The organism is Arthrobacter sp. Z5-13, from assembly GCF_056499105.1.
In genome coordinates, this window is record NZ_CP096460.1 from 4231352 (window position 1) to 4250565 (window position 19214).

Consider the following 19214-nt stretch of genomic DNA (forward strand, 5'->3'; position numbering starts at 1 on the left):
TCAGTTGCTGCGCACGCGCGGGTCGAGGCGGACGTAGAGGATGTCCACCAGGAAGTTTGCCAACAGCACGGCGGCGGTGATGGTCAGGAAGAGGCCCTGCATGAGCGGGTAGTCGAGGCCTTGGACTGCGTTGAGGAGCTGGTAGCCAACACCGGGGTAGGCGAACACCACCTCGGTGAGCAGCGCACCACCCACCACAAAGCCCAGCCCCATGCCGAAGCTCGTGACCGACGGCAGCATGGCGTTCCGCGCCGCATAACGGAGCATGATCCGGCCCGGCCGGAGACCCTTGGCCTCGGCCATGGTGATGTAATCCTCCGAATTCGTGGCGATCATGGTGTTCCGCATGCCCAACATCCAGCCGCCTATGGATACCAGCACAATCGTCAAGGCCGGCAGTACAAGGTGAGCACCGACGTCGCCGATGAACTCCCAGGTAAACGCGGGCTCCAATCCGTCCGTGAAGGCGTGGCGGATCGGGAACCAGCCCAGCACCACGCCGAACAAGTACAGCGCACCCATCGCGAGCCAGAAGTACGGGAACGAGCCGATGAACACCAGCACCGGCGGCAGCGCCGAATCGATCACCCCGCCGCGTCGCCAGGCCGCGAGGATGCCCAGCAGGTTGCCCACGACGGCGGCAATCACCAGCGCGGTACCACCCAGCAGGAGGGTCCAGCCGATCTGGGACGAGATAACCTCGGTGACCGGAGTGGGGAAACGGGAGATGGAGACGCCCATGTTGCCCGTGACAATGTTGTGCAGATAGTCGACGTACTGCTCCCAGATGGGACGGTCGTCCACACCGAGCAGCCTACGCAGTGCGTCGATCTGTTCAGGCTGCATCTTGCCCTGGGTACGGGCAAACATGCGCGAGACGGGGTCACCGGGCATGAAGCGCGGGAGCAGGAAGTTCAAGGTGATGGATGCCCAGAAGGCGATCAGGTAGAAACCCAGTCGGCGCAGGATAAAGCGCACGGTTTCCTCCATTCAGGTATTGCGGCAATGGGGAGGGGGCGGCTTGCCCGGCGCGGTGATCAGGCGCCGGGCATGCCGGGCTGCTGGGCCCTGCGGGCACAGCTGTTACTTGCCGGTTCCAAAGTGGTGAGAATCAGCACCGTGGTAGGAGAACGATCGGAAAGTGTGGCATAAGGGTTGTCCTGCGAAGGCCATCCCGCGAAGTGGACGTCCGTGTAGTTGCCCCATTCAGGTCCTGAGAACAGCGGCACCAGCGGGGCGGCTTCGTTGTATTCTTCCTGGAGCTTGTACGCGACGTCCCTCTGCTTTGCTTCATCGGCGGCGGCCACGAAATCCTGCAGGAGCGCATCGGCCTTGGGGTCACCAAAGCGGTGGTAGTTGTCGAACGTCTTGGTGCCCACCGGCTTCACTGTGGCGCTGCCCATGGCATTCTTGAAGTACTTGAACGGGCTGGGATCGTTGGCGCTCCAGACAATGCCGGAGTCAAACGTGCCCTGTTCGTAGCCTGCCACCACGGAGGCCCAGTCCGGAGAGTCCACCTTGGCCGTGACTCCCACAGCTTGGAGGTTCTGTGAGATCACGTTGGCTACGGACAGCCAGTCGGAGGAGCTGGCGCCCACAGAGATCTTGAACTCGAAAGGCGTTCCATCCTTCAAGGTGCGCTTGCCGTCGGCCCCCTTGGGGTAGCCGGCTTCGTCCAAGACTTTATTGGCTTCGTCCACGTTGAGCTTGGTCCAGCTGCAGTTGTCCTTGACGGCCAGGTTCTTCCACTTCTCGTAGTTGCCGGAAAGGCCGGTGCAGTCGGCAGGCTGGGCGTAGCCGCTCATCCCGATCTTGGTCACCTGGTCTCGGTCCACGGCCATGCTGAGCGCCTTGCGGACGTCAACATCGTTGAACGGCGCCTTGGTGGTATTGAGCTGCCAGTTGATCATGGCACCCGTGGGCGGGAACCAGTAGTGGCGGTGCTCCTTATCTTTGGAGATGAAGGTCTTCTCGATGTTTGGGATGAACTGGGTGGACCAGTCGACATCCCCGTTGACGCTGGCCAGATTGGCTGCGTCGTTGCCGGACATTGCAAGCATCTTGATGCCGGCAATCTTCTGTTTTTCCGGCTGCCAGTAGTTGGGGTTTTTCTTGAGTGCGTAGGACTGAGCCTGGAAGGAATCAACCTCCGTGTAAGGTCCTGTTCCCACGGGCGTGGCGTTGGCCTCCTTCGCCGGGTCGGCGATCGCAGACCAGATGTGCTTGGGCAGAATGGGTAGCTGGCCCACTTCGTAGAGCGCCGGAGACCAAGGCTGGTCGAAGGTGAAGGTCACCTTGTTGGTTCCCTCGGCGGTGGCGCCGACGAGGTACTCGTAGCCGCCCTTGAGCTGCTTCTGCAGCTCGAACGTGTAGGCGACGTCGTCGGCCACGAGTGGCTGACCATCGGACCACTTCACGCCGTCGCGCAGGGTGAAGGTGATGGATTTGCCGTCAGCAGCAGTCTTCCATTCGGTGGCGAGCCACGGCGTCGTGTCTCCCTTGGCCGGGTTGAAGACCAACAGGGGTTCGTAGATCGCCTGGTTGACCATGGGATTCACCGCGGGCGCAAAGGGATTGAAGTTGCGGTCGAAGGTGCTCATGTCTTCCCGTGGGATGGTGAGCATGGCGTTCGCGTTCGCACCGGCATCAGTGCCGGCGGGCTTATTAACGGTGGCAACGCAGCCAGTTAGCAGCATTGCGCCTACCGCCAATCCGGCCGCTGCCACGCGGGCAGACCTCAGGTATCGGGCTTGTGTCATGATGGGTATCTCTTTCCTATCTTCATCAGCAAGGTGAAGGGGTGGGTAAGGGTTAGCTCTTCGACATTGATTTCACGGTCAGACCGAAGAGCGTTCTAGCAGCGGACAGTCGACCAGTTGCTGGTCGGCAGTGATCGGCTGTCCTGCTGTCAGAGCGGCGAGCGTCCGGACTCCCAGAGCGCCCATTTTTTCGAATGGCAACGCAACCGTGGTCAGTTTTGGCCTAAGGTAGGCCGCAATCAGTTCCTGGTTGTCGAAGCCGATCACAGCGATGTCCCCGGGGATTGTCAGGCCCCGTTCTTTGATGGCGTCATAGGCGCCCATCGCCATGCGGTCATTGAGGCAGAACAGGGCGGTTGGCCGTTGATCTTTTGGATATCGGTCCAGGATTTCGCAGGCCGCCTCGTAGCCCCCGTCCGCCGTCGCATATCCGGACACCACCAGCTCCGGATCCAGTTCCAGCCCGGCGGCCGCCAGTGCGTCGCGTGCACCGTCCAAACGTCCGACGGCGGCCGGAATGTTCGGGTCCAGATTGATGATTCCGATCCTGCGGTGGCCAGCCAGGAGCAAACGTTCGACGGCGACCCTGCCACCGGCGCGTTCGTCCGGGACGATCGAGGGCAGCTTCCCGTCCGCATCGAAACAGTTGATCAGGACAGTGGGAACCTCGTGGGCGCTTTCCGGAACATGCACGCCGCGGTGGAACGTTGCCGCGTACAGAAGCCCTTCCACTCGCTGTTCCAGCAGCTTTTCAATGGCCGCATCTTCCATGCCTTGGTTGGGTCCTACGGCGTCGGCCTGGTCGGATGGCGCAATGAGGAGGAACCGGCGGTCAAGCCAAGCTTGGTCCTGGGCGCCCTTGATGACGTTCACTGCAAACGGAGCCGTCACGATCTCAGTGACCAGCCCGTACCAGTCGCTCCGCTGGGAGGCCAATGCACGTGCGCCGGCGTTTGGGCGGTAGCCCAGTTCCTGCACGGCCTCAATAATGCGCTTGCGGGTTTCTTCCGAGATATTGGCGGTGGACCGGTTGTTCAGAACGAAAGACACGGTGGTGCGGCTGACGCCAGCATAGTTCGCGACGTCGTTCATGGTGACGCCCCGGTCCCGCACTGCAGCCGACTTCGTGGGCCCGTTCTTCGGCATTGAAATACTCCCGTGGTCTCCGTTGACGCCCGCGCTATGACTGGCGATGGTGCGTGGGTCTGTGTCCTTTTGGACCGCGTTCACCTCGTGAGTAAAGCGCGTTACCAAGACGTGGGATCGAGGTTACGCGCGTTACTAAAGCGTGTCAACAACTTTTTTATTCATTGACTTGTCCCCTGGACTTAGCCTAGCGTTCCGTTCACTGACAACGTTGTCTACTGGGGAAGGCACACGCGCAATGAAGGGCGATTTCTAAATATGCACAAGAAACGAACGGCAAGGTTTCAGTCTTTTTCGGCCATGACCCTGGCTGGGCTGACGCTCGCCGGCTTGCTGAGCGGGGCGGGTCCCGTCTCGGCGGGAGAGCCCGACGTCGGGAATCCCCAAGGCAGCCTAGGGCAGGAACAGTACCGCCCGGCGGTGCATTTCTCGCCGGAGAAAAACTGGATGAACGATCCCAACGGCATGGTTTACCACGAGGGCGTTTACCACCTCTACTACCAGCACAACCCCTCGGGAAACACTTGGGGGAACATGTCCTGGGGGCATGCGACGTCTTCAGATCTGGTCCATTGGAAGGAGCAGCCGCTGGCCATCTCCACGGATGATCAGGAAGACGTTTTCTCGGGAAGCGTTGTGGTGGACAAGGACAATTCCTCGGGCTTTGGAACTCCGGAGAACCCGCCCTTGGTGGCGATCTATACCAGCGCCTACAAGGACGCTTCACCGCACCGCGGGTTGCAGGCGCAGTCACTGGCTTACAGCCTCGATGACGGCCAGACGTGGACCAAGTACAGCGGAAACCCGGTCCTGACCAGGAATTCAGCAAACTTCCGCGACCCCAAGGTCTTCTGGTACAGCTCCCCTGACGGTGGGGGTTACTGGGTGATGACAGCCGTAGAGGCAACGGACCACAAGGTGCACCTCTACAAGTCCACTGATCTTAAGGACTGGACAGCCCTCAGCGAGTTCGGGCCCGCCAACGCTACGGGCGGGCTGTGGGAGTGCCCGGATCTCTTCCCCCTGGCCGTGGACGGCGATCCGAACAACGTCAAATGGGTCATGGTGGTCAACATTAACCCGGGCGGTGTGGCGGGAGGTTCAGCGGGACAATACTTCGTCGGCAGCTTCGATGGCACCACCTTCACCTCCGAGAGCACCAAGCCGAGTGAGGCCCTGCCGGCAGGGACTCCGATAGCCGGGTTCAACGACGGCACGTACAACGGCTGGACGGTGAACAATGAGCCCGGCAACTGGAAGAACGGACCCTTCGGAGACGCCCCGGCGGCCGGGTCCCTCCCCGGTCAGAGCCCTGTCACAGGCTTCGCTGGCGCCGGACTGGTCAATTCCTTCAACGACGGCGACTGGCCGCTGGGATCCATGTCCTCCCCCGACTTCACCGTGGACAGCGATTACATCAACTTCCTGGTGGGCGGCGGGCAGCACCCGAGGGTGTCCGACAAACTGGACAACACTCCCCCGTCCGGCGAGCTGCTTTTCAACGGTTTTGAGGTCCCGGACGGCAGCACCCTCGCCGACGCCGGCTGGACGGGCACCGGTGACCTCGCGCCGTCGTTCCAGCCCGCTACCTCCGGCGGTGACTACTTCATAGGCGCCAAGCGCATCAACACGTGGGAAACCGGCGTCACGCCCGGCGATGATCGGCAAGGAACCCTCACATCCCCCGAATTCACTCTCACGCGCAACTTCATCAGCCTGCTGGTGGGCGGCGGCAAGCGCACCCCCGGGAGCGGCCAGGTGCTTGAGGCCCAGCTGCTGGTGGACGGCAGCGTCGTGCGAACACTCTCAGGGGAGGACTCCGGCCAGCTCAACTGGAAGGGCTGGGACGTTTCCGAGTTTGCCGGCAAGCAGGCGCAGTTGCGGATCGTCGATCAGGCCACGGGCGGGTGGGGCCACCTCACGCTCGACCACGTCATGCTGACTTACCAGGCGGCTGTGCCCCGTTCGGACGAGACCAGTGTGAACCTGGTGGTGGACGGCCAGGTGGTCCGGTCCACCACGGGAGCAAACAGTGAGGTTCTGGACTGGGCCAACTGGAACGTCTCCGAGTTCAGGGGCCGTCAGGCGCAGATCAGGATCGTTGATAACAACCGCTTCGGCTGGGGCCACGTCCTGGCGGACGAGTTCATCTCGTCCTCCCAACCGGCAGAGCCCCGGATCAACTCCTACGACTGGCTGGACTACGGGCGGGACTACTACGCCTCGGTCTCCTTCGGGAACATGCCCGAGGACAAGCGAGTCATGCTGGGCTGGATGAACAACTGGGACTACGCCAACACCATCCCCACCTCACCGTGGCGCAGCGCCATGTCCCTGCCGCGTGAAGTCTCGCTGACGCAAACCCCGGCTGGCCCCAGGCTTGCCCAGAAGGCCGTGAAGCAGGTGGACAAACTCGGCTCCAAGGCGAGCTACAGCGACAAGAAGGGCGCAAATATTGCTCCTGGCATACACCCCCTGCCGGCATCGGCCTCCGGTGACGTTCAACGGATCGACGTAACGTTTGCGCCCGGAACAGCAACAAAATCTGGCATCACAGTCCTTGGCGACGGGACGCACTCCACGGTGATCGGCTACGACGCATCAACTGGTGAGGTCTACGTGGACCGGGGCAACTCCGGAAACACAACATTCCATCCCCTTTTCACCTCGGTGGATTCGGCTCCCGTCACACTGAACGCCGACGGCACCGTGACACTTCGGATCTATGTGGACCGTTCCTCCGTGGAGGTCTTCGCCCAGGGCGGCCAACGGACCATCACGGACCAGGTGTTCCCCGGGGCGGGTGCAGGCGAGGTAGCACTGTTTGCCGACGGCGGCACCGCCCGCCTGAAGTCGCTGACGGTTACTCCGCTGCAGCAGTCAATGTTCAAGTAGCTCCGACACTCCAAGACCGTAATGGTGGAGGGCGGATAGAGCAGGCGCCCGGCTGGGGTTCCCAGCCGGGCGCCTTGCGTTCCCAGTCTCGATGCCTCGTCGGCTGGCCCTCTCGATCCGGGTTTCCTTAGCCCAGCTTGGGAAGACCTTCGATGACCCGCCGTGCAATGTCCTTCGAGGTTAATTCCTCAGTGTCGAACTCGACGTCATGGGCAATGTCCGCCCATGTCCTCTCGAACCGTTGGTACATCCGCCGGAGGAAGTCAGGGTCCTTTGATGATCCGCGGCGGGGGTCGGAGACGGCACGTGCCAGCGCTGTTTCATAACTTGCTCTGATCAGCACTTTCTGGACAGTGACGTGCGGGCCAACATGGCGCAGAATCTGCTCTATCTCCTCAGGTGTTTCGGGCCCCTCGGCGATCACGGTCGGAATTGGCTTTTCAAGCCAGGCGCCAACCAGCTGCCCGTGAACCTCATGCGCCCAGGACCAGTCGGCCAGGCTGGGCAGGGCCATCTCTGCCACAGTGTCCAACCCGACCACCACCACTGCCTCGCCGCGGCTCCGTAACATGCCTGCAAGAGTTTCAGCCAATGTGCTTTTCCCCGAGGCGATCGGCCCGATGATAAGCACGAGCCTGCGCATGGGGAGGCCGCTTTCTTGCGAGGGAGGGGCGTTCATGCAGCAAGTCAACCGAGGGCTGGCCTTGCCTGCAAGCCCGCCGCACCGAGAGTTTGTGGCCCATTGACGGCTGAATGTGATGCGGGATACAGTTTGCGTCAGTTATACGCATAACTGTGCGGCATCTTTTGCTTGGTCCTACCCGGCCTGACATGAACCAGACGGCACAGTGGCCGCTGCATAAAAGCTCTCCCTTCATTTCATCTGAAGGAGGCCGGTGATAGTTATACGTATTACTCGCATCAGCAGTTTCCTCCCCATCACAAGGAAGTGGTTTTGTGAATTACCCAATCCCAGGCCCCGGCAGACGCCTTCGAACGTGGCGACCCACCACCGCAGTTGCCACCGTTGTGCTGGCCCTCGCCGCCACACTGGCCTCCGGCGCACCCGCATCCTCCGTCGAACCCGAACCGGCCCCGTACACGGAGCAGTACCGGCCCCAGTTCCACTACACGCCCGAGAAGAACTGGATGAACGATCCGAACGGAATGGTGTTCTACCAAGGCGAGTACCACCTCTTCTACCAGCACAACCCGTCGGGCAGCCAATGGGGCAACATGTCGTGGGGTCACGCCGTCAGTACGGACCTGGTGCACTGGAGCGAACTTCCCGTCGCCATCCCACATGACGATGCCGAGATGGTCTTCTCGGGCAGTGCTGTCATCGACACCAATAACACCAGCGGGTTCGGCACCAAGGACAACCCTGCGATGGTGGCGGTGTACACGCGTTTGGATAAGGCCACGGGGATTCAGTCCCAGGCGCTTGCCTACAGCACCGACCGCGGCCGCACGTTCACCAAGTACGCCGACAACCCGGTCCTGGACATCGGCTCACGCGACTTCCGCGACCCGAAGGTCTTCTGGTACGAACAGGGCCAGGAGTGGATCATGAGCGTGGCCCTGAGTGCAGAGCGCAAGGTGGCCTTCTACCGCTCGAGTGATTTGAAGTCCTGGGAGCACCTGAGCAACTTCGGTCCGGCCGGCGCCACCGGTGGGGTCTGGGAGTGCCCGGACCTCTTCCCGCTTCCTGTCGACGGCGACAAGAAGAAGACCAAATGGGTACTCCTGGTCAACATTGGTACGGGGGGCATCTCCGGCGGATCGGCTAACCAGTACTTCACCGGAACATTCGACGGCAAGAACTTCGTCTCGGACGACAAACCGTACGTCGCCCCGGCCGGCGTCGACGTCGGCAGTTTCGACGACGGTACGTACGGCGGATGGGTGCCTGACGGCGCTGCCTTCGGTACGGCACCCGCCACAGGGAACCTCCCGGGACAGGGCGGCGTCTCCGACTGGGTGGGTGCCGGGCTGGCCAACAGCTTCAACAACTTCGATGGGGGCACGGGCACGCTGACATCTCCCGAGTTCACTCTCAATGCCGGATACCTTAACTTCAAGGTTGGCGGTGGCAAGCACCCCTATGTGCCCGGATCAACACTCAGCCCCTCGCCTCCCGCAGGAGACGTTTTTGCGGACTTCGAGGGAAGCGCGTACGGCGCCGGATGGGTGGCCACAGGTGACTTCGCCGGCACCGCCCCGGTGAAGGGCACCATCGGAGATCAGCAGCAGGTCACCGGCTACGTCGGTGAGCAGCTGGTCAACACCTTCATCGATCACGACGCCTCACAAGGCACCATTACGTCCCCGGAATTCACCATCGCCAAGAGCCACATCAACCTGCTGGTCGGAGGTGGCAACCACCCCTTTACCGCCAGCGAGCCGACCTCCGTTGACCTGGTCGTCGACGGCAAGATCGTCAGGTCCGCTACCGGGGCCAACAACGAGGCCCTCAACTGGACGGGCTGGGACGTCTCCGAGTTTGCCGGCAAGAATGCCATGATCCAGATTGTGGACAAGAACTCCGGCGGCTGGGGACACATCAACGTGGACCACATTATGTTCTCCGACGAGGCAGCGGCAGCACGCGCGGTCGATACCTCAGTGCGACTGGTGGTCGACGGCGAGGTGGTCAGGACTGCCACCGGAGCGGACAGCGAGGCGCTCGACTGGAACGGCTGGGACGTTCGCGATCTTCAGGGGAAGACCGCCCGGATCGTCCTGGCAGACAATAACACCGGCGGCTGGGGCCATATCCTCGCCGATCAGTTCAGCCTGTCTGACACGCCGGCACGCTCCAGCGTCCAGCGGGCGCACTGGGTGGACTACGGCAAGGACAACTACGCGGGTATAACGTTTGACGATGCCCCCTCTGACCGCCGCGTCATGATGGGCTGGATGAACAACTGGGAGTACTCAGGCTCCATCCCGACTGACCCTTGGCGTAGCGCCATGACAGTGCCGCGCGAGCTGGGTCTTCGCAGCAGTGCCGATGGTGTGCATCTGATTCAGCAACCCGTCGCCGAGCTGAAGGACCTTCGCGGAGAAGCCCTGCTGAACGCCAAAAATGTGCCCATAACGGCAGGCTCCACACCGCTCCCTGCCACAGGCACGGCCTACGAGCTGACGGCAACGTTCGCACCCGGTACGGCCAGCGAGTTCGGGGTGAAGGTACGCACCGGCAACGGCCAGGAGACCCGGATCGGTTACGACCCGTCAGCGGGCGAGGTCTTTGTCGACCGGACCAAGTCTGGCGATGTCGGCTTCAGCACCGACTTCCCCGGCGTGCAAAGGGCCCCGTTGAAGGTGGGCCCCACCGGCGAGGTGAGCCTGCGGGTGCTGGTGGACTGGTCCTCCGTGGAAGTGTTCGCCCAGGATGGCTCAGTGGTTATAACGGACCAGATCTTCCCCGATGCCAGCAGCGACGCGCTCGAGTCCTTCGCCACTGGCGGTGATGCCATCCTGAGGTCGGTGAAGGTAACGCCGCTGCGGTCCATCTGGGCCGACTAAGCAAAGAGTCTTCGCAAAGTGGGGCGCCGAACATGGTTCGGCGCCCCACCCGTGCGTTCAGGTCGCGCACCCCCTGAATCGGTCCCTACGCCTGGTTACCGCTGCGCGTGCTGACATCAGGCCTGGGCTGCGACTGCAGCGCATAGGCGGCACGGAGTCCGGCACGAGCCCGGCTAAGCAAGGCTGAGACAGCATTGGGTTCAATCCCAAGCAGCGGGGCAATCTTCCTGGGCGGTTCACCCATCACCTCGGCATGCCACAGCACGGTCCGCCACCGCTCAGGCAACGACCGCATCGCCGCGGCAACGTTCTCGTGCTCAAACACGGACAAGATTGTTTCCAGCGCCGGGTCCTCTACCGCGTCGGCATCCAAGTGGTCCAAAAAGGAAGGGCTCTCCCGCGCCCGTTTGGTCCACAAGGAATTTGCGGCCGATCGAACGCAGGTGCTTAGGTATGCTCCGAAGCTATCCGTAGGGCCAAACCCGTTCCGGATAGCGCTAACTGTCTTGGTAAAAGCTTCGTGCAGAACGTCCTCTGCATCCTCAGATGAGTTGAGGAGGGTCCTCGCGAATTGCAGCCCCTGAACCCGGTGGCGCTCATAGAGCTCAGCCATCGCTGCAGGGTCCCCACTCCTCACCCCCAGGATCAGGTGGGCCTCGGAAACCGCAGGGGTCAGTGGGCCAGTATGACTCGCAACCTTCCCAGCGAGAGCGATACCCGCCTCGTGGAAACGTGGACGTTCGTGCTGTAGCGGTTCCCCAAGCGCCATGCCCCCATAACTCTGCACGTCATTCATCCCGTCGATGGGCCCCGAACCTCTGGAGGCGATGAAATTACTTTGTTCTTATACGGCCCAACTAGCCGTTCGTGACGCCAAATCTGCCAACAGCTTTTTTACGATGTTCCCACCTGCCAATCCCCGCCCTGATGGGGGCAGGGATTGGCAGGATGAAAACGGCTAAGGGTTTGGACTAGTGTCCTGCCCTGCCAGCGGCCCGCTTGCCTTGATGACGGCGGTTCAGCGCCACGGCGACGGCGCCACCAAACATCAGAACGAGAGCGACGACGACCATCCACGCACGGTCGAAGCCAGTCTCTGCGAGCTGATCTGACGAACTACTCTGCACGGATATTGCCGGGTTGGTGGGTCCAGGGACTGAAACAACTCCGGGAGCCGACGTTGTTGACGTCGGGCCCGGCGTCGCAGCCTGGCCACTCGGAACAGTTTCGGTCGGCTCCGGTGTTGGCGTTGGCTCTTCGCTTCCTACCGCAGGGTTCGTGAAGGTAAGTTCCGGCGTCGGGGTTACGGAGGCTGACGGCGTCACGGAGGCTGACGGCGTCACGGATGCCGACGGCGTCGGGGTAACAGACGCAGACGGCGTCGGGGTAACAGACGCTGACGGGGTTACCGAGGCCGACGGCGTCGGGGTAACGGACGCTGACGGCGTCGGGGTAACTGAAGCGGAAGGCGTTACGGATGCCGACGGCGTCGGGGTAACTGAAGCGGACGGTGTCGGGGTAACGGACGCCGACGGTGTCGGGGTAACGGACGCGGACGGCGTTACGGACGCTGACGGCGTCGGGGTAACTGAAGCGGACGGCGTTACGGACGCTGACGGCGTCGGGGTAACAGACGCTGACGGCGTCGGGGTAACTGACGCGGACGGCGTTACGGACGCTGACGGCGTCGGGGTAACAGAAGCTGACGGCGTCGGGGTAACAGAAGCTGACGGCGTCGGGGTAACAGAAGCTGACGGCGTCGGGGTAACTGACGCCGACGGCGTGACGGTCACTTCCGTGCAAGCCGGGGCTGCGTAGCTCCAGTGGTGGATTTCTCCGGCCGCGGTGATGTTGAGGCTCTCCGCAAGGATCTGGCCGCGAAGCGGGTTGTTTCGGTTATAGTCCAGCGCAGCGTCGGGGGCCAGCAGCATCCCGCTCATTTCCGTCGCGCCAACGAGGCGGAGGTTTTCCCAGCCGTTGAAGTTCCAGACGACCCAGGGGGCGAAGTATCGGTCCGAGACGGTATCGCCGTTGAAACGTACCCCTCCAACGTCGGTGGAGCCGTCGGGAAGAACGTTGACTACCAAGCGGGTATCAGCACTGGGCTTTGCTCCGTCGAAATTTACTGCGGTAGCAGCAGCAAGAGTGGTAGCGCTAACATTCCACACGTTGGTTTTACCCTCTTGAAGGGCCAGGTGGAGTTCCCCGCCGCCTGTGGCAGAAACCAGCGCGGTGTCATCACCTTCGGTCAGAGCCGCGTAGTGATCGGACAGGGTGCGCAGCTGGTCGAAGTAGTCAGCCGGAAAAGCTTCGCTGTAGGTCCCGGCTGCTGCCGTGTAGTCCGCTACGCTGCTCTGCCCGGCACCGAACTGCGACTTTATGTAGCGGTTGGCGTCATACTGCACAAGCCTCCCATCGGCCGTCACACTCAGACCGTTGGTGTCCGTGATCTTGCCGAATCCTGCATTCAGGTCAAGCTTCTGGCCGCTGCTGTAATCAACCGTCCCTCCGACCAGGAGCTGAGTCGCAGAACTCCCGATCGTCGGCAGCGCGCTGTCGTCGGAGTTGCCCAAAAGGTTGTATAAGCCGAAACTGACGTCGCCTCCAGCTGCCAGGCTTCCCTCGATTTCGCCGCCCGCGCCGGTTGAGCCGAGTGCAGCATTGTCTTCCACAATGACTGTGAAGTTATGTGTTCCCGCGAGCGGGTTTACGCAAGTAGGTGATCCTGATGTTGCGGACGCGGCAACGGCGGATACAGCCGCGACAACAACAAGGGCAGCACCTCCCGCAATAGTACGGGTGAAGCTTGATGCGGCCAGGGGTTTCCTGGCGGCAAGGTTTCTAGATCTGAGCATCGTAGAGTGAACTTTCTTTTTGAGCGCGCCAAAATTCTCGGATGGAGGCCTGGCGGCTGTTTGTAGGGCCCGAATTCACGTTGATCGTGGTCAGGGCTGCCACCAAAAGAACACAGCGGCAATGAGAGATGCTACTGATGCGTATGTGCCGAATTGTTCAAACCGACACTTCTTGACTGCAAAGGTTCCCTTTTTTGATGGAAACTTGATCGGAAGTTGCGCTGGGCCGTCACAAACGGAATTAGAGGTCACAACTTACGCAAGGGGCCTTTTCGTTGTCGCGGATATCGATTACCAAGTGGGACGCGGGCGAACAGTTTAGGCGCTGGGTACCAGCGCGATCTGGTCTCCTTGCGTGACTGAAATGCGGCCCATGCCATGGTCCAGAAAGATCCAAACGGTACTGCCGTCATGGGTGCGCACATCGACCGTTCCACTTTTACTGTGGTTCCCGTGGATGAGTTCCACCCGGTCGCCGCTGTTCAGCGTCCGCCACAGACGAGCCTCCCCTGTTTGTAGCGGCGGCTTCTCATACTCCGCAAGCCGCTTGCCCTTCCGGCCAGTCTGGCGTGTGGAACGGGGTTTTTGAGCAGAACCACTGCCAATCCCGGGGGGCAGGGAAGGGAAAGACATGACACATTCTCCAAAGTCGATGATGAGCGCTGTTTTCGACGCTGAACCAAAAGGCCGGCAGTCCGGCCATAAGTCCATTCGCCTACGGCGCTTGACCGTTCCATGGAATTTTCATGACGGCCAGAGGAGGAACGAAAGCTCAGCCTTCTGCATCGGCGTCGCGACGGTATGAAACGCCGATCCCGCTCGCGGTGACATGGACGCGTGGTGTGGGACGGGCGGTCCAGCTCTTCAGGAACACTGTTCCGCCCGTCCCGATGGGTGGCAAGGAGTCTCACGTCTTGGCACCCTAAGCGGGACTCTCAAACTTCATCCGGGGGACTTGCGTGAGAGATCCGGGCATCAACCGCCCGCTCATCTGGTTAACGCAGAAGCAGACAAATCCTGACGCGGTTTCTTCCATCAGATTCCGTAAGGGCATAGATGCGCTGCTTCTAGTCGAGCGGTTCAGGGCCGGTCCCGTTAGGCGGCAGCCTTAGCGCCGGCACTCGCTCGGCGTCGGCGAAGGTGCCTGCTTGGAGCCCTCCGGAGGTGGATGGCGGTTCTTTGATCGTTCCCAGGGCGTTCGTCCGAGTACGCTGCTTTCTCCGCAGCTACCCGGCGCAGTGCCTCTTCCATGGGCAGAGGCAATGCCACCGCTTTCGTCCGCCTGCGTGCCCGGCTCGGCCGCCTACGTCCGTTGTGTCGCTTGGCGAACCGGACGGCGACGATTGCAAGGAAGCCTGTGGACAGAAACAGGAATGCGCTGAGGGCGATGAATGCTGCCCCGGTAAGGAAGACCACGAGCACAGCAGCGTAGGTGAGGTGGAGACTGTCGATCACTTTCTGGCCTTCCCTGGGTTTTCCGGTCGCTGTCCGGGCGGCTGCCCGATGGCAGTGAGGATGATGCCGACTGACTGTAGGACGTCTCCCGTGAGTGCCAGGATTTTCACAGGGTCAAAGGGGCCAGCCAGGGCCTGGCGGTATTGCGTATAGCGCGCCGCAAGGTCCTCAAGCAACTCCCCCTCGACGCCGACCAAGGCGCGGGGAGACGAACCGGAACTCTCAGGTTGCCCCTCCGGTCGCTCAGATGACTTCGTCATGGCCAGCGCCTTCCGGTTCGGTTGTCTGGAGGGTTTGCTGATCGTAAGCGGCACGGAGCCCAGCCCGGGCCCGGATGAGCAGCGACGAGACTGCGTTGGCTTCGATCCCCAGCAGGGGCGCGATGTTCCTGGGCGGTTCACCCATCACCTCGGCGTGCCAGAGCACCGTGCGCCATCGCTCCGGCAATGTCCGCATAGCCGCAGCGACGTGCTCATGTTCGAACACATTCAGCACTGTTTCAAGGCCAGGGTCCTCGACAGCGATGGCGATGGGGTCCAGGTCCTCGAAGGGGGATGTCCTCTCCCTTGCCTGCTTCTTCCAGGCATTGTTCGCGACCGACCGCACACAGGTGTTCAGGTACGGCGCGAACACGTCGGTGGGTCCGTGGCCGTTCCGGATAGCGCGGACTGCGTTGGCGAACGCCTCATGGAGAATATCTTCGGCATCCTCCATCCTGGACATCAGAGACCGGGCAAACTTCAATGCCGGGCCCCGGTGCCCCTCGTACAGGGCAGCCATCGCCGCCGAATCCCCGTTGCGGACGCCATTGATCAGGTCCGCTTCGGTACCAACCACTGCGTCCCTCTCCGGAACCCGATCCCCCGCTATCTCCAATGCCGTGTTCCCATCACTCGCCCCAAACTCCGCGAGCGATGACCATCGCTCTCCCCCTATACGCGAGTGGCCTCCGTTTTATGACGCGAAAGTGCGCCTGTCCAGGAACAATTCTTTAGGTCCTCTGGGACGCGCAGCCGCCGCTCCGGCCGCGGGCGAAAATTGAAGCGTCATGATTCCCTGGCACAGGCGTCAACATGAAGCCATCCACTCCGCGCAAGGATGAGGCCCGACCCGGGACCACAAGATTTCCGGCAGAAACACGGGATCCAGGGAAGTGGACCTCGATCGGGACACTTTCCATCCTTGCGGGCATCTGTGGAATCGCCGTTTTCTGGCTGCCGTGGTTGAACCTGGTGTTTCCTCTGATCTCCATAACTCTTGGAGTGGCGTCTCTACGTGGGGCAGGTAAGGACGCCTGTCAGAAGTTCTGAGATAGAAAAAAGGGAGCGAGCGGATGGCCAAGTGGGTCCAGGAGAACCACTCCGGGATTGAGGTTCGCCATACAGACTGACTACGCAGCCAAGTCGCAAGGGTCAGCCAGAATCATAGTCCGCGCATTGAAGCCATAGGGGGACCTCATGGAACTACCAGCCATCCTAAAAGAAGAGAACATCCAGGCGGCAGCCGAGCTGCTCAGTCGCTAGTATCTCGAACATCCACAAAGACGGGACTGGTCAGTACCGGCAGCTATTTTGATGAATGGGCGAACCGCGGCGACAACCCGGACGTGAAGGACAGAATCACCGACAGCGACGCTGTCGCCGTGTCGATGCTCAGCGTCAAAGTACCGGCCCAGGCCGTCATCGGGCTGCAGGAAGAGCCCTAGGCCGGATGTATAGAGAACCTCCTGGCTGACATACCCACTGATGTGAAGATGAGCGACCGCATCTCATCCCCATCTGGGACAAAGTAATCGGGGCAGTCGTGGGCAAAGACACCGCTGAAGACCAATGCCTGAACTGCCATAACCTCTTTATGGAAGACCCTGACCTTGCTAGCCGGTTGGGCCGCATTCATCAGATCTCTACGGTCCAGACACCCTTTTCCGAACTGCGCATCATCGGACGCCATCCTTTGGCGCTATGGCAAGGACCAGGGCATCACGGGCGGGCGGTCGAGCACACCGGGAATCGCCAGCTGAAGTGGGGTCAGGAAAGGCAAGCAGGGACTTCTGAAGGAGCGTCAATCTATCCAGCTAGTCACGCTGCCGGTGGCGCCGCGCCCAGATAACCCTGACAACCCCGCCGAGGACGAGCGCCACCGGGGACTTAACGGGAACCAACCCGAGCGGAACTGGCTGGCCAACAACCTTCGGGTAGCAGCCGCCCTCGCTGAAGCCGGCTATGACTTCCGCTTGGTCCTGGGCGACGGCGGCCACAGCCCCAACCACGGCGGTGTCCTGCTCCCCGATGCCCTCCGCTGGCTACACCGCCAACCTGACCTGATCAGCCGTCGGTAGAGCCTTGAACGTACGTGAACACATCCCGGCCCTTGTCATCCCGGCCGAGGTAAGCGGAAACACCGCAGGTGGACAGAAATTCATGGCTGGATGGGCAAAGGGGTCTGCTCGATGTAATTGATTACCAGGAAATCACCTGCCGGCACCAGCTCCACATACCAGCGGGTGGGGGTTTCCCAGCCCTCCCAGGAACCTGCGTCTGCGGTCCCGCTGGCCGGACGAGGCCTATAGACGGCGTCGAACTTCAGGAACGTTCCATTGTCCGTGGCACTGGAGTCAATCTCCTGGAGCAGCTCGAAGGTTCCGCGGCCGCCCTGGCCCGGCTCGGCCTTCGCAACGCTCCACAGGTTCCGGGCATTCATGGCCTCCACCGTCCCGAAATACTGCTGCCAGGCAACGTCAGAGTGCGAGGTGAAAACCGTGGCGGCATAGGCCTCGGCATTCCGGGCCGCAAGCTGCGCCACGCATCTTTCCGTTACGGATCGGCCGGATGCCCACGAAGTCATGGTCTCAGAGCCGGCGTTCAACCAGGCGCTGTATGTGTTGAGAACACCGCCGATGGCTTCCTTGGGAGTTCCCCGGGGAATCCGCACCGGTACGATTTCCTCTTTGTCCAGGAAGGGGCAGTTTGCGCCCACCAGTGATGTGGGGCTGGGCGGCAACGGCGGGGGTGGAGATGGAAAAAGGCTGCATCCCGACACTCCCGCCGCCAGCGCAAGCAAGGCAGCCGCCGTCGTGATTTTCCTGCCATGCATTTTCATTGACGCTCCCCCAATTCGGCCGGCCCCGTTCAGCCAACGCTGACTAGCCTAGCCAGACCAGCGGCGTCCGGACTCGTCCTGCGGGATGATTCAGCCGGGATAGTTGGACACTGCGCCGGCCTTATTGACAAAGAACGCCTTCATTCCGGGGGCCAGGCCGAGCTCGGCGGTCGCTTACGGCGTGATGTCGGCACTGAGCTGGCCCCGTTCGGAATGCGTTGGTGCCGCTATGGCGTCGAGCCCTCTCCGGCAGGTGCATCGGACTCTAATGGGGCGGCTGGGGTCCCGGGGACAATTACGCTTCACTCGGGCCGATTCGTTGCTGGTGGCACGCTCGAAACGGTGACCGCCCAGTTGGTGGCCGAAGTCGCCGCATCCGAGCCGGTGTCGCGCTCCTGTGATGAGTCGGCAACGATGTTCCTGGTGCTCTGGCCGACGTGCGCGAGATGCTCACGGCTCAAACCAGCATGTAACCGTCTCAAAAGGCCGCCATTTATCGCTAAAAGTCACAATGAACGCTACATGGGACCGAACAGCGGCCGGTGGAGGACCGGATTACGGGCGCCATTCCCTGCATCGGTAGGGTTGGCGGAATGGACCAACAAGGGGCGCGGTAACCAGCGACGACTGCACGGTCACTTCATCGTGAAGTGAGACTAACCTCCGGTCAGCGGCAGAGGATCGATGCAGCTAAACTCTCAGCCCATGGGGACCGGGGGAAAAGTAATGAGCTCGTTGAACATTCCGGTACTGCGCAGGCTGGAGTCGGCGTGCCTGGCGCTTGCGGCCATGACGGCCGTGGCGCAACTTGGCGCGCTGCTTTTGGTCATCGGCGGGACTGTGCTGACCTTCTGGGCCGTCAGTGGCATGCTGCTGGTCGCCTCCGTGACGCTTCGTCTGGTCTCCAGTCGGGCAGCTCGCGGCACTGACGTGCCACCGTTTGCAGCGCATGTCCGGCTGTTATGCAGCATCGTGGCCTCTGCGGTGTGCCTCATCTGCCTGGGCGGTGCGTTCAGCGACCTGGGCGCCAGCTACCGCGTTCTAGATCCTCCTGCGGCCAACGGTTGCCGCGCCGTCGTGCGCGAGTTTTCTTTCCTCTTCGCCGGCAGAGGAGACGTGTACGCGGTCAGGTTCGGCGGGATCGGATTGCGCGCGAGCTCGTGGACCGCGGACGACGGGTACGAACCGGTCGCCCGCGGCTCGTACACCCTGGACTGGGATGGGAACGATGGTGTCCTCAATCTCATCGGAGGCATTGACCCAGTATGGCCCACGGTCCATGCCATCCCATGCAGCTAAAGGGAAATCAGCGCACGGCCCAACCCGGCGTGTTCGGCTCATCGCGCGCCCCGACCGGTCTGCCAAATCCATCTCCTTCAGTAACCCGGAGTTCTACTTCATTGCCTGCAGCGCCTATGCTGCGGCCACGTTCGAGAAACGGGGACGATGATCTGGCGTATGGAAGACTCACCTT

At 61.8% G+C, this 19214-nt stretch carries 17 protein-coding genes; 6 read left to right on the forward strand and 11 right to left on the reverse strand.

Annotated elements, in window-relative coordinates:
- The 3 genes from M1E02_RS19700 to M1E02_RS19710 all read right to left on the reverse strand — a co-directional run bounded on the left by M1E02_RS19700 (position 1) and on the right by M1E02_RS19710 (position 3905).
- A complete protein-coding gene (locus M1E02_RS19700; RefSeq protein ID WP_479375864.1) occupies positions 1-978 on the reverse strand; it encodes an ABC transporter permease in 978 nt (325 codons plus the stop codon).
- Positions 979-1037: 59 nt separating this feature from the next.
- Positions 1038-2759 (reverse strand): ABC transporter substrate-binding protein, encoded by a 1722-nt coding sequence (locus M1E02_RS19705; RefSeq protein WP_479375865.1) that lies wholly within the window; start codon positions 2757-2759, stop codon positions 1038-1040.
- 78 nt (positions 2760-2837) lie between these two features.
- Positions 2838-3905 (reverse strand): LacI family DNA-binding transcriptional regulator, encoded by a 1068-nt coding sequence (locus tag M1E02_RS19710; RefSeq protein ID WP_479375866.1) that lies wholly within the window; start codon positions 3903-3905, stop codon positions 2838-2840.
- Positions 3906-4205: 300 nt separating this feature from the next.
- Here M1E02_RS19710 and M1E02_RS19715 point away from each other — a divergent pair, with 300 nt between their 5' ends.
- Positions 4206-6800 carry a GH32 C-terminal domain-containing protein gene (locus tag M1E02_RS19715; protein ID WP_479375867.1) on the forward strand — a complete coding sequence of 865 codons (2595 nt, stop codon included), beginning with the start codon at positions 4206-4208 and terminating at the stop codon, positions 6798-6800.
- A gap of 127 nt (positions 6801-6927) precedes the next feature.
- Here the strand turns inward: M1E02_RS19715 and M1E02_RS19720 are convergent, their stop codons facing one another.
- Positions 6928-7479, reverse strand: coding sequence for an AAA family ATPase (locus tag M1E02_RS19720; protein WP_479375868.1), 552 nt, complete (start codon positions 7477-7479; stop codon positions 6928-6930).
- 278 nt (positions 7480-7757) lie between these two features.
- Between M1E02_RS19720 and M1E02_RS19725 the strand changes: the two genes are divergently transcribed.
- Positions 7758-10331, forward strand: a complete 2574-nt coding sequence (locus tag M1E02_RS19725) for a GH32 C-terminal domain-containing protein (RefSeq protein WP_479375869.1) — start codon at positions 7758-7760, stop codon at positions 10329-10331.
- Between the two features lie 85 nt (positions 10332-10416).
- Here M1E02_RS19725 and M1E02_RS19730 read toward each other — a convergent pair whose 3' ends face one another.
- The 6 genes from M1E02_RS19730 to M1E02_RS19755 all read right to left on the reverse strand — a co-directional run bounded on the left by M1E02_RS19730 (position 10417) and on the right by M1E02_RS19755 (position 15478).
- Positions 10417-10944, reverse strand: coding sequence for a sigma-70 family RNA polymerase sigma factor (locus M1E02_RS19730; RefSeq protein ID WP_479375870.1), 528 nt, complete (start codon positions 10942-10944; stop codon positions 10417-10419).
- A gap of 358 nt (positions 10945-11302) precedes the next feature.
- Positions 11303-13186: a collagen-binding domain-containing protein gene (locus tag M1E02_RS19735; protein WP_479375871.1), complete on the reverse strand. Its 1884-nt coding sequence runs from the start codon at positions 13184-13186 to the stop codon at positions 11303-11305.
- A gap of 318 nt (positions 13187-13504) precedes the next feature.
- On the reverse strand, positions 13505-13819 hold the full coding sequence (locus tag M1E02_RS19740) for a hypothetical protein (RefSeq protein WP_479375872.1): 315 nt from the start codon (positions 13817-13819) through the stop codon (positions 13505-13507).
- Between the two features lie 462 nt (positions 13820-14281).
- Positions 14282-14641, reverse strand: coding sequence for a hypothetical protein (locus M1E02_RS19745; RefSeq protein WP_479375873.1), 360 nt, complete (start codon positions 14639-14641; stop codon positions 14282-14284).
- Positions 14638-14901 carry a hypothetical protein gene (locus tag M1E02_RS19750; RefSeq protein WP_479375874.1) on the reverse strand — a complete coding sequence of 88 codons (264 nt, stop codon included), beginning with the start codon at positions 14899-14901 and terminating at the stop codon, positions 14638-14640. Before M1E02_RS19750 ends, M1E02_RS19745 begins: the two co-directional genes overlap by 4 nt.
- The gene (locus M1E02_RS19755) at positions 14885-15478 is read right to left on the reverse strand and encodes an RNA polymerase sigma factor (protein WP_479375875.1); all 594 of its coding nucleotides are present in this window, start codon (positions 15476-15478) and stop codon (positions 14885-14887) included. Before M1E02_RS19755 ends, M1E02_RS19750 begins: the two co-directional genes overlap by 17 nt.
- Positions 15479-16190: 712 nt before the next feature.
- Between M1E02_RS19755 and M1E02_RS19760 the strand changes: the two genes are divergently transcribed.
- The 3 genes from M1E02_RS19760 (at position 16191) to M1E02_RS19770 (ending at position 16979) form a co-directional block, all read left to right on the forward strand.
- Positions 16191-16346 carry a DUF6308 family protein gene (locus tag M1E02_RS19760; RefSeq protein ID WP_479378227.1) on the forward strand — a complete coding sequence of 52 codons (156 nt, stop codon included), beginning with the start codon at positions 16191-16193 and terminating at the stop codon, positions 16344-16346.
- Positions 16347-16444: 98 nt separating this feature from the next.
- Positions 16445-16750 carry a hypothetical protein gene (locus tag M1E02_RS19765; RefSeq protein ID WP_479375876.1) on the forward strand — a complete coding sequence of 102 codons (306 nt, stop codon included), beginning with the start codon at positions 16445-16447 and terminating at the stop codon, positions 16748-16750.
- On the forward strand, positions 16731-16979 hold the full coding sequence (locus M1E02_RS19770; protein ID WP_479375877.1) for a hypothetical protein: 249 nt from the start codon (positions 16731-16733) through the stop codon (positions 16977-16979). Before M1E02_RS19765 ends, M1E02_RS19770 begins: the two co-directional genes overlap by 20 nt.
- 80 nt (positions 16980-17059) lie before the next feature.
- Here the strand turns inward: M1E02_RS19770 and M1E02_RS19775 are convergent, their stop codons facing one another.
- Positions 17060-17740, reverse strand: coding sequence for a hypothetical protein (locus M1E02_RS19775; protein ID WP_479375878.1), 681 nt, complete (start codon positions 17738-17740; stop codon positions 17060-17062).
- A gap of 726 nt (positions 17741-18466) precedes the next feature.
- On the opposite strand from M1E02_RS19775, the gene M1E02_RS19780 reads away from it, so the two are divergent.
- Positions 18467-19039 carry a hypothetical protein gene (locus M1E02_RS19780; protein ID WP_479375879.1) on the forward strand — a complete coding sequence of 191 codons (573 nt, stop codon included), beginning with the start codon at positions 18467-18469 and terminating at the stop codon, positions 19037-19039.
- Positions 19040-19214: the final 175 nt, after the last annotated feature.

Excerpts from the sequence above, each read along its gene's own strand:
- M1E02_RS19750 (WP_479375874.1), bottom strand. The coding sequence starts at position 14,901 with ATGACGAAGTCATCTGAGCGACCGGAGGGGCAACCTGAGAGTTCCGGT.
- M1E02_RS19715 (WP_479375867.1), top strand. The coding sequence starts at position 4,206 with ATGACCCTGGCTGGGCTGACGCTCGCCGGCTTGCTGAGCGGGGCGGGT.
- M1E02_RS19780 (WP_479375879.1), top strand. The coding sequence starts at position 18,467 with ATGAGCTCGTTGAACATTCCGGTACTGCGCAGGCTGGAGTCGGCGTGC.
- M1E02_RS19710 (WP_479375866.1), bottom strand. The coding sequence starts at position 3,905 with ATGCCGAAGAACGGGCCCACGAAGTCGGCTGCAGTGCGGGACCGGGGC.
- M1E02_RS19730 (WP_479375870.1), bottom strand. The coding sequence starts at position 10,944 with ATGGCTGAGCTCTATGAGCGCCACCGGGTTCAGGGGCTGCAATTCGCG.
- M1E02_RS19740 (WP_479375872.1), bottom strand. The coding sequence starts at position 13,819 with ATGTCTTTCCCTTCCCTGCCCCCCGGGATTGGCAGTGGTTCTGCTCAA.
- M1E02_RS19775 (WP_479375878.1), bottom strand. The coding sequence starts at position 17,740 with ATGAAAATGCATGGCAGGAAAATCACGACGGCGGCTGCCTTGCTTGCG.
- M1E02_RS19720 (WP_479375868.1), bottom strand. The coding sequence starts at position 7,479 with ATGAACGCCCCTCCCTCGCAAGAAAGCGGCCTCCCCATGCGCAGGCTC.
- M1E02_RS19705 (WP_479375865.1), bottom strand. The coding sequence starts at position 2,759 with ATGACACAAGCCCGATACCTGAGGTCTGCCCGCGTGGCAGCGGCCGGA.
- M1E02_RS19735 (WP_479375871.1), bottom strand. The coding sequence starts at position 13,186 with ATGCTCAGATCTAGAAACCTTGCCGCCAGGAAACCCCTGGCCGCATCA.